10 protein-coding genes and 1 pseudogene are annotated in these 9,472 nt (G+C 34.1%); all 11 read right to left on the bottom strand.

Annotated features, from left to right (window positions below; all coding sequences use genetic code 11):
- A partial coding sequence (locus tag C6H18_RS06400; protein ID WP_104722285.1) for a CatB-related O-acetyltransferase occupies positions 1 to 776 on the bottom strand: 776 nt, incomplete at its 3' end.
- 5 nt (positions 777 to 781) lie between these two features.
- Positions 782 to 907 (bottom strand): hypothetical protein, encoded by a 126-nt coding sequence (locus tag C6H18_RS09715; protein ID WP_267891870.1) that lies wholly within the window; start codon positions 905 to 907, stop codon positions 782 to 784.
- The gene (locus tag C6H18_RS06405) at positions 900 to 1,442 is read right to left on the bottom strand and encodes a TylF/MycF family methyltransferase (RefSeq protein WP_233704087.1); all 543 of its coding nucleotides are present in this window, start codon (positions 1,440 to 1,442) and stop codon (positions 900 to 902) included. The genes C6H18_RS09715 and C6H18_RS06405 overlap by 8 nt, the downstream gene beginning before the upstream one ends.
- 182 nt (positions 1,443 to 1,624) lie before the next feature.
- Complete coding sequence (locus C6H18_RS09455; RefSeq protein WP_158654882.1) at positions 1,625 to 1,768, bottom strand: hypothetical protein; 144 nt, start codon at positions 1,766 to 1,768, stop codon at positions 1,625 to 1,627.
- Between the two features lie 10 nt (positions 1,769 to 1,778).
- Positions 1,779 to 2,894 (bottom strand): UDP-N-acetylglucosamine 2-epimerase, encoded by a 1,116-nt coding sequence (neuC, locus tag C6H18_RS06410; protein WP_104722286.1) that lies wholly within the window; start codon positions 2,892 to 2,894, stop codon positions 1,779 to 1,781.
- Positions 2,891 to 3,928, bottom strand: a complete 1,038-nt coding sequence (locus C6H18_RS06415; RefSeq protein ID WP_104722287.1) for an N-acetylneuraminate synthase family protein — start codon at positions 3,926 to 3,928, stop codon at positions 2,891 to 2,893. The genes neuC and C6H18_RS06415 overlap by 4 nt, the downstream gene beginning before the upstream one ends.
- 9 nt (positions 3,929 to 3,937) lie before the next feature.
- The gene (locus C6H18_RS06420) at positions 3,938 to 5,221 is read right to left on the bottom strand and encodes a hypothetical protein (protein WP_104722288.1); all 1,284 of its coding nucleotides are present in this window, start codon (positions 5,219 to 5,221) and stop codon (positions 3,938 to 3,940) included.
- Positions 5,209 to 6,021, bottom strand: a complete 813-nt coding sequence (locus C6H18_RS06425) for a hypothetical protein (RefSeq protein ID WP_104722289.1) — start codon at positions 6,019 to 6,021, stop codon at positions 5,209 to 5,211. The genes C6H18_RS06420 and C6H18_RS06425 overlap by 13 nt, the downstream gene beginning before the upstream one ends.
- Positions 6,021 to 6,836, bottom strand: a complete 816-nt coding sequence (locus tag C6H18_RS06430) for a hypothetical protein (protein WP_104722290.1) — start codon at positions 6,834 to 6,836, stop codon at positions 6,021 to 6,023. Before C6H18_RS06430 ends, C6H18_RS06425 begins: the two co-directional genes overlap by 1 nt.
- 30 nt (positions 6,837 to 6,866) lie before the next feature.
- Positions 6,867 to 9,038: a glycosyltransferase family 2 protein gene (locus C6H18_RS06435; protein ID WP_104722291.1), complete on the bottom strand. Its 2,172-nt coding sequence runs from the start codon at positions 9,036 to 9,038 to the stop codon at positions 6,867 to 6,869.
- Between the two features lie 2 nt (positions 9,039 to 9,040).
- Positions 9,041 to 9,472: pseudogene (locus C6H18_RS06440) on the bottom strand (glycosyltransferase family 2 protein); the annotation flags it as partial.

Genomic DNA, 9,472 nt, shown 5'->3' on the forward strand with positions numbered 1-9,472 from the left:
TTAAGGCGGGAGGAGGCAGTTAAAGGTTGGTTAGGTATGGTTATTGATTTATATGTTTTTGCCATTTCCAAGAGTTCTTCAAAATATAATTTTTGGGGCTTAAAGGGCTTAATTTGATGATTTTGTATCTGCTCCTCTAGCTTATCAAGATAGGCATTTATCTCTAAACCCCAAGGAATCTTTTTAAACTCGTAGGCATTATATTTCCACCACTTCAAAGCCAAAAGTCTTTTTATGGTATTTTTATCAAAGCGATATTTGAGGATTTTTGCACTCACTCCTCCTACTATGGCATAGGGTGGAACATCTTTAGTAACAAGGGAGTTAGCACCTATTACACAACCGGTGTGTAGTTTCACCCCCGGTTTTATCATCGCATTATCCGCTATCCAAACATCATTTTCAATAATAGTCTTGGCAGGTTGGCAAAACATAGTTTCCTCATAAATCACAGGTGAGGAAGTAATCAAATTTAGAGGGTGTGAATCTCGCATAAAGCGTAAATTCGCTATGGAACAATATCTGCCTATTTGAATATCTGGTCTATTAAAAGCAGCGTGATTATAGGAGTGCGCACCTATGCTATGCAAAATCAAAGAAGTATTTCTTGTATGGCTTTCCATAAAACCCTTTTCAAAAGGAATTTTTATCTTTATTCCCTCTTTGAGTGCAGGACAATGGATATTTTTCATATGTAAAGCTTCCAGAATGTAAGTATTTACACTTATTTCTATGTGTTTAATCTTGCAACCATACATATATTCTAGCATTTGCATTTAATTTAATCCTTTATAATAAAGCTTGGCTTATGCAAAAAGGGAAGCTTTTGTAAGCTTAAATTCTTATCTTTAATGAACTCATCTACTGCCTTAGTCTCTCCTGCAAAAATCGCATAATCATCAAACATTATAATCCCCCCCCCCCACTACTCTTTCATACATATTTTCTAAGATAGTTAGGGCTGGTTCATAAACATCAGTATCAATGTGCAAAAGTGCAATTCTAAGCTCTGGCTTCTCCTTGCAATACTTTGGCAAGGTCTCATTAATATCACCTTTAATAAGCTCATAATTTTCTATCTTTTTATAAGCTAAAGCCTTTTGCATTTCCTGATAGCTAATTCCTTTTCCTGCTTCATCGATAAAGGCTTGTCTCTTTTGTTTATCTTCCTCAAAATTTGTTTGAGGGAATTCCCCAAAGGTATCAAAGCCTATGATTTTTCTACTTGCTTGGGTTTCTAAGATATTTCTAAAATGCACCCATTCAAAAAAGGAATTCCCTTTAAACACTCCACATTCCACCACAGCTCCGGGTAAATGCGTGATTTTTTTATAAAGCTCTAAATGCACGATAAACTTGCCGATTCGTCTATCATCTGCACTAATAAAATAACCATTTTCGTAATCAAATACCCTCTGTGTGTCATAAGAATTTAATTTCATTTTGTCTCCTTTAACCTAAATTGGCTTTACCATATTCAAAAAGATTGCAATCATATCGTGGCAAGGCTTGGGGGTTATGCAAAATATCCTCTAAACTAATATCCCTATAATGCATATCCTAACACAGCATCAAACTCCTGCGTCTGTGAATTAAAAGCCACCATAAAGTTATAAACACCTTTTTATTCATCAAGATACTGAAAGTCAAGCAAAGAATCACAAATGCTTAAAATATGATTTTCGTTCCAATATTTTGTAATAAAACTCTGCAATTTATCCTTTTCTTCCCTTTTGCAAAGTCTTATTTGGTGTTTAATCTCTTGCATATCTACGCCCTTAAATATCTTGAAAGACTTTTTGTTTATTAATCTCAAAAAACTTCCCACTTAATAAATGTGTAAAAAACATTTGCGAACTATTAAGGATTTGCGGAGTATTAACATTTTTAAAATCCATTTTATGCACCTTTGAAATAACTTCTAAAATCTCTTCTTTCTTAGAATCTACTTTTATACAATCCTCACTTCCTACCCTCCCTTGCTGTCTTGAACCTACCAAAATACCCGGTATATTCAAATAAATGGCTTCTTTTAAAATGCAAGAGGAATTTCCTATGATAAAATCCGCATTTTTAAGCAAGGCGATAAAATATTCAAACCGAAGCGAAGAAAAAACTCTAAAATTTTTCATACCCTCTAAGCTTTTATAGCTCTCTAAAATAAACTCAAACCCTAAATCATTATTGGGATAAATCACAATATAATTCCTGCCACTTTCTTTTAGGGCTAAAACAAAATTTTCGCTTTGTTCTTTAAGGGTGTTTAATTCAGTCGTTACCGGATGAAGCATCGCAATAGCATAATTCTCAAAGCTTATTTCATAATACTCTTTTGCTTGTTCTAAAGAGACTTTATTACTATTTAAAATCTCTAAATCTGGCGAACCTATGATAAAAATGGATTTTTCATCTTCTCCAAGCTGCATAAGTCTTTTTTTGGCTTTTTCATCATTGACTAGATGAATGTGGGCGAGTTTAGAGATAGAATGTCGCAAACTATCATCAATCGTCCCAGAGAGTTCCCCTCCTTCAATATGAGCAACCAAAATATTATTCAAACTCCCTGTAATAGCCGCTGCTAAAGGTTCTATCCTATCCCCATGGACAACAATCAAATCCGGTTCAATCTCGCAAATATACTTAGAAAAACCATCAATCATAGAGGCTAAAGCCTTATCCATTTGAAAATATTTATCAAAGTTAATATATTTAAAAATATTTTTAAAGCCATATTTATCTATTTCCGTAGCAGTAGAGCCAAATTTTTGGCTTAGGTGCATTCCTGTTACAAAGACAAAAAGTTCAAAATTGCTTGATTGCTCCACCTTTAACATTAAAGACTTTAATTTAGAAAAATCCGCTCTTGTCCCTGTTACAAAAACAATTTTTTTCACTCAAAATCCTCATAGCTTAATTGTCTATCTTTAGATATATCTCTTAATGCCCTCCTGCCTAGAATCTTTTCAAATTCACTTGCTGGTATGCCTCCTTTACCCGGTCTTTTTACCCAAATATTTTCTTTGCTTAAAAGCTCTCCTTTAGTAATAGCTTGGATACTTACGACACTTGCAAAGGCAAAATCTATCGTAACTTGCTCTTCACTAGCTGCCATCTTTGAAGCATTCAATCCTCTTAAAATAGCCATTTGCTCACTTTTTATAATAAGCTCTTTTAAAGCCTTTTCATCCATAGAGCAAACAATATCTGGACCCTCTCTATCCATCGTATCTGTAAAGTGCCGCTCTAAGACACAAGCACCTAAGGCAGTTGCCCCCAAACAAGCAAGATTGTCTAAAGTATGATCACTTAATCCCACCAAACAATCAAAGGCTTTTTTTAGCTCTAGCATAGCCCCAAGTCTTACAAGATGTGGGGGAGTTGGATAAAGGTTAGTAGTGTGTAAAAGCACAAAAGGAATTTCATTATCTCTTAAGATTTTCACACTTTCTTTAATGCTTGCAAGATTATTCATACCTGTGCTAAGAATCATAGGTTTTTTAAAAGAGGCTATGTGTTTTAAAAGTGGAGTATTATTGCATTCTCCCGAGCCTATTTTAAAAGCACTCACCCCCATATCTTGCAATCTATTAGCCGCTGCTCTACTAAAGGGAGTGCTAAGATAAACAAGTCCTTTAGATTCTGCATATTCCTTTAAAGCAAGTTCATCTTTATAGCCTAAAGCACATTTTTTCATAATCTCATAAATGCTAATCTTGGCATTGCCCGGGATTACTTGCTTGGCTTCGCTACTCATTTCATCTTCTATGATATGGGTTTGGTGTTTGATAATTTTTGCTCCAGCCCTTTTAGCAGAATCCACCATAAGTTTAGCAAGCTCTAAACTCCCATTATGATTAATACCAATTTCTGGCACAACTAAAGGAGAGACCTCTTCGCTAATCTTTAAATGAGATATTTGTATTTGCATTTTTTCTCCTTATTTTCTTTGTTTAAATTCTTTAATGATTTTCTTAGAATCCACTAACCAAAACTTCAAAAGCCCTCCACGCCAGAGATTTTTATAAGCATTTAAAAAAGATTCACCTAATTGGTAGCTTAAATGCTCTTTGACCTTCAATCCCTCTTGATAATCTGCATAATCCTCAAGAAGTGGGAGCTTCAGGTTAGGATTAATCGCAACTCTTTCCTCATAGTATTCTTGCTCTTGGCTATGAAGTGCTTTGATATAACTTAGGACATAAAACATCCTTATATAACCCCATAAACTTTTAGAGTTTAATACCAAACTCTGCCCGATTTTATAGGCTAAATGGTTTTTCACTCTTAAAGCCGCCCCTGTGGGTTTAGCTGGTGAGTTAGAATATTGCATTTTAGGATTAGTAGAGTTTGAATATCTTAGTATTTCTTCTTGTTTTTGTAGTAACTCACAGTGCAAAGCAATCTCTTGGAGGGTAAATTTCACTTTATATTTCTCTTCTAATGCGTGTTTTTTGGCATAAAGCTCCACAGGAGGCACACTTAGGCGGTGCATTTTTAGCGGATTTTCTTTGCTAAAGTTTGCAAGTTTTCCCTCTTTGCTTAGTCCCTCAAGGGATTGTGCGGCAAGGTTATAAAGATGTTCTGGAGGCATAGAGGCTATCCATTCAACCCCTCCAAGATTTGTGGTAATTAAACAATTCTCATCTATCGCATAAAGAAAAGGGATGTTTCTGGCAAGTTCCTCTGAATGGACGCCCAAAGTATCGGCTAAGCCAAAGACAACTCCGGGCTTTTGGCAAAAATAAAATGGCACAAGAGAGGTAGTGCTACACTCACTTATTGCTAGATTACACATTGAGCCATAGCAAATTTTCGTGCGATAGTCATACCCACTTAGGGATTTAAAAGCGATTTGCTCTCCTTTAACTCCATAAAGTATGCAAGAATTTTCAGACTCATTGCTTATTATTTTATCTTGATTATGAGATTGCGTATTTTGCAAATGTGGATTGGTTTTAGTAGCAGTTTCTCTGTTAGATTCATTTTGAAACTCTTTAGTTTCAAATGCTTCTTTGGTGTTTTCTACAATCTTCCAAAATGCTTCTAAATTATTCTGCACTTCTATGCGTTCGCCATCATAAGCAGTTAGTCCATCGACATAGACTTTGATACTTGGGAAATAGCGACTAAGATTTTTAAGAATAAGCGGAATCCCTTCCCACTGCTGAAGCCAAATTCTACGTTCGCCCGGGATTCCAAGCCAAAGGGTTAGGCTATACATATCTTCTGCCCCCCCCCAATTAATAGCTCTTTAGAAGCTAAGGCTTGAGTGATAACAATATTTTCTGATAAATTAATTTGTGCATCAAAAGAAGCAGCCTCACATAGTAAAGCAGGTCGGATTCCTAACCTCTCCTCCTCAACAATATTTTTCATCTCTTTTGTTTTGAAAAACATCGGTGTTTTTAGCACATTACAATCTTGCAAACCTAACTTGTAGAACCAATACAAATCCTCTCTAAAAAAATGATAAGGTCTTGTAATTCCAAGATTGATTGCAAACTTTTTATCGCAAAACTTTAAATCCTCTGCTTTTAAATTTCGTGCTATTTTTGGGATTTCTGTCAAAGCAGCCCATAAAATCCATTTTACGAAATTTTGTTCCCCAAAGAGATCCTTGGCTAAAAATAAATTTTCAGCTGTTATAATAATCCTAGCAAACATATTTTCATTAACTAAAATCCAAGGATATTGATTGTCCTTATCTATAAAAAATACAAAGCTATTGTAGCCACCCGTATTTTGTACAACTTTGTTGTTTATGCTTAAAACTGCCCTTGTTAAAATATTGGTATGAATAGGGTGAGTGAGCTCTAAATACTCTTTGGCAAAAATTTCTTTGAAAGTTTGTTTTAATTGTGGATTATCTATGTCTCCCTCAAAAGAACATTGGTGTAATAAAGCTATTTCGCAATCGTATTTTTGATATTCATAAGCTCTGCAAGTGGATTCTAACCCTTTGATTCCAAAGCTTCTATTGAGATATTTTAGTGTGTCTAGGAATTGTTGTATCGCATTCATTAAGCCTCCAATTGCGGAATCAATTCCATAATTTCAGATTCTGAAACTTCCTCTTTGTCAAATCTATCTAGCTTGTCTTGAGGGGCTACGAGGGAGTTAAAGTCTTGTAGGGATTCTTTGGCGACAAAGTCAAGCTTTTCTTTGTGGTATCCCAAATGCAAAGGCACAGGAATCTCTCTGGTATTTTTAGAAATTTCCATAGTTTTACTACGAAAAAATAAAGGTGTATCCCAAATCTTATTTTTTAAACTTAGATAATCAAACCAAAAGAGGCTATCTGTGAAATAATGATGGGGTCTCTCGGATTGTATGTTGAGACAATAGGAAGTGTCTTTGTGATAAACATTCTCTACACTTAGGTTTTTTTCTTTTGCCATTTCCAAACAATCCCTAGTGATTCTCCATCTTAGCCATATATCGTGTTGGCTATCACTCAAATAGCGTCTATTGAGGAAAAAATCCTCCATAATAATCATAGAGGTAGCTTGTTCATAGGTTACTACAAGCACCCAAGGGAATTGATTGTTTTCATCTATAAAGAGTGTAAGTGAGCGCAAGGAGCGGTTTGGGGGTTGCCAACTTTGAATTGCTCTTGTTAAAATGTGGTTTTGTGTTGGGTGATGTAATTCAAAATAAGGTCTATTATAAATATCTTTCCACATTTCTACTAATTTGCGATTTAAAAAATCTCCTTTAAAAGCGCATTCTTGAGTGAATGCTAGCTCGCAATTATAGCTTTCAAAAGGATAAGGCTTAATGTCTTTTTGGCTTAAACTCTTCAACTTCTCTATAAATCTTTCTATCTCTTGACTCATTGTTAATTCCTTTAAGATTCTCTGTTTCCTTTACAAAATATAAAATGTTGTCGGGGGGGGGGTAGAATCTATTATTTGCTTTAGAGATTCAAACTTTTGACTTTCGGCAAATATCGCATTGACTTTACAAAAAATATAGGAAATCTTTAAATATTCTTTAGAATTGATGAGCTCCTCTAAGATTACGCAAGTTTCAAAGTCAAGTTCCAAAATCAAAAGATAAAGATTAGAAAACTTTTGTAGCACCTCACTAATATTTAAACTTTTTGCTTTATAAGTATTATCCGAAGCGTAATAAATGCTTGGGTGGATTCCACTTCCCCTGTTGTCTCTTGCTTGGATTTGGGCTTGTTCTACATTGGAGAGCGCATTAGGATAAAAAATCACATTATTGGATTCTTGGTATTTTTCCTTATAAAATTTAAAAACAGCCGGGTCTGGTTCAAAGTAATGAATCTGTGCCTTACATTCTATAAGCAAATCAAGCCATTTTTTATCTTTGGTATAACTCATTACAAGCTTCCCTCCCTCTAGCATTTGAATAAAAATATCTTGAAACTCAACTGATATTCCCAAACTCTGTAACTTTGTAAAAAAATCACTAGAATGATTTCCAATATCTTTGCTCCAAATCTGCCAATTTAGGTGGCTTACTTCTCTGTTTAATTGATTGATAGAGTTTAGCAGTACAGAATAGAATCTCTCTCTTTTGGAAGAGGAGAGTTTGAAGTAGATTAAAGTCCAAATTGAGGCAAAGGGTAGCCATAAATATCCACCAAAATATCTCATTTTATGGGCTTTAAGTATGCAATCTCCTAATTTATAGCTTAAATGTCGCCTTGTTTTTAGCTCTTTGGAACTATTGACGAGTTTTCTAAAATTTGGCAAATTAAGCTGGTATTTTGTTACATTCGCTTGATAAGCTTTTTGTGTTTCTTTGTCGCTGCAAATCATTTTGCGCAGTATATTTGGTAAGCTCACAATTCTTTTGGGATTTTTCAATAAATTTAAGCTAACACTTCCAAGCCTATAAGTAAGTTCATCTTTGAGAAAACCATCTGCAAAGAGATGAAAGTTTAAATCCTTAAGATATTTTTGTAACTTTTGAAATTCTGGGATTAGATTTAATGGGTCTTGGGAAAAATAGAGGATTTTATGAGCATAAAACGTATAAGTTGGCATAGGATATTTACTAATAATATGCTTTATACGTTCATCTTGTGAGTTTTGCAAGAATGTATCAAGGGCTAAAGAGGTAAGCATAAAGGAGCTTGCTTTATGGTATGCTCTTTTAGAATAATTATCCTTAAAAACTTCTGCATTTTTGGCAAAAAACCCTGCGACTTTACCCTCAAAATTATTACCGTAATTCATGATAGAGTTAGGTCTAATCCTATAATGATAAAGTTGTTTGGGATAAACATAGATATGATTGCTTTGGGCAAAAAGTAAAATCCCAAACATATCATCTTCTTGAATAATGCCATTGATAAATTTAAGTTTAATTCTCTTTAAAAATTCAAAGTTAATAACACCACTCCATGAAAAATAAAAAAAATGTAGTTTTCTCTTGAAAATTCTTTGCACCCAATCTTTCCTTGAAAGAATAACTTCGTTTGTATAACCAAAATGCCAAATATTAGATTTCCAATCGGATTTTTTCACTCCATCAAGGAAAGCTTTTGCATCAAACCATAGTATATCTACATCTCGCATTCTTGGAATGCATTGTTCTACGCAATCAAGCTCTATATAATCATCACTATCTACGAATTGCAAATAATCAATGCTTGGAATCTCTAGCGAACTTTTAAGGCTATAAATAGCATGGATTTGGTAGGGATTTTCCCTGATGATTTTATAGGAATGTAAAGCTGCCTCTTCTTTGTCATTGCGAGCTTTATTTTCAGAATAGCAATCTGCCATCTTGCAATGACAAAAGATTTCTCCACTTAAAAACTCTATCCCTACATTTCTAGCACTAGACAGTCCTCCATTTTCTTTATCAATAATTGTAATTCTGCCGTCTTTTTGTGCATATTCTTTGGCTATTTGCAAACTAGAATCTGTGCTTCCATCGTTGATTAAAAGAATTTCTAAATTTTTATAAGTTTGATGGATGACACTCTCAAGGCATTCTCTTAAATACTTTTCTACATTATAGATAGGGATAACAATACCAACTTTTTTGGATTCAAGCATTTTTAGTTCTTTCTCCTTTTATAATCTCTATAAATATTTGGAATCTTAAAAGGAAAAGTCAAAGGATTTTTTAGCATTGCTTCTCCTAAGCGATAGCTTAAATGCTTTTTTACCTTTAAAGATTCTTCATAATCTGAAAAATCTTGCAATCTTAAAGGCTTTAATTCTGGCTTGAGAGATATCAAAACCCTTAAAACTTTTTGTTCAAAACGATGAGTAGCAATAATTGTATAAAGGGTAAAAGGCAGTTTTAAGGCTTTTAAAATAGTTGAAGTTTGAATAAGGCAATTTCCAAGTTTATAGGAGAGTTGGCTTTTTACTCTTTCTACTGCACCTTTTGGCTTTAACGAGATATTCTCGTAAAATTCTTTTGGGTCTTTTAAGATTCGCTCTAGTTTTGCTCTTTGAAATTTATCAAAATAACTCCAATCCAA

The organism is Helicobacter mesocricetorum, assembly GCF_900198605.1.
Classification (GTDB): Bacteria; Campylobacterota; Campylobacteria; order Campylobacterales; family Helicobacteraceae; genus Helicobacter_D; species Helicobacter_D mesocricetorum.

Excerpts from the sequence above, each read along its gene's own strand:
- C6H18_RS09715 (WP_267891870.1), bottom strand. The coding sequence starts at position 907 with ATGTTTGATGATTATGCGATTTTTGCAGGAGAGACTAAGGCAGTAGAT.
- C6H18_RS06425 (WP_104722289.1), bottom strand. The coding sequence starts at position 6,021 with ATGAATGCGATACAACAATTCCTAGACACACTAAAATATCTCAATAGA.
- C6H18_RS06420 (WP_104722288.1), bottom strand. The coding sequence starts at position 5,221 with ATGTATAGCCTAACCCTTTGGCTTGGAATCCCGGGCGAACGTAGAATT.
- C6H18_RS06405 (WP_233704087.1), bottom strand. The coding sequence starts at position 1,442 with ATGAAATTAAATTCTTATGACACACAGAGGGTATTTGATTACGAAAAT.
- C6H18_RS06415 (WP_104722287.1), bottom strand. The coding sequence starts at position 3,928 with ATGCAAATACAAATATCTCATTTAAAGATTAGCGAAGAGGTCTCTCCT.
- C6H18_RS06435 (WP_104722291.1), bottom strand. The coding sequence starts at position 9,038 with ATGCTTGAATCCAAAAAAGTTGGTATTGTTATCCCTATCTATAATGTA.
- C6H18_RS09455 (WP_158654882.1), bottom strand. The coding sequence starts at position 1,768 with ATGCAAGAGATTAAACACCAAATAAGACTTTGCAAAAGGGAAGAAAAG.
- C6H18_RS06430 (WP_104722290.1), bottom strand. The coding sequence starts at position 6,836 with ATGAGTCAAGAGATAGAAAGATTTATAGAGAAGTTGAAGAGTTTAAGC.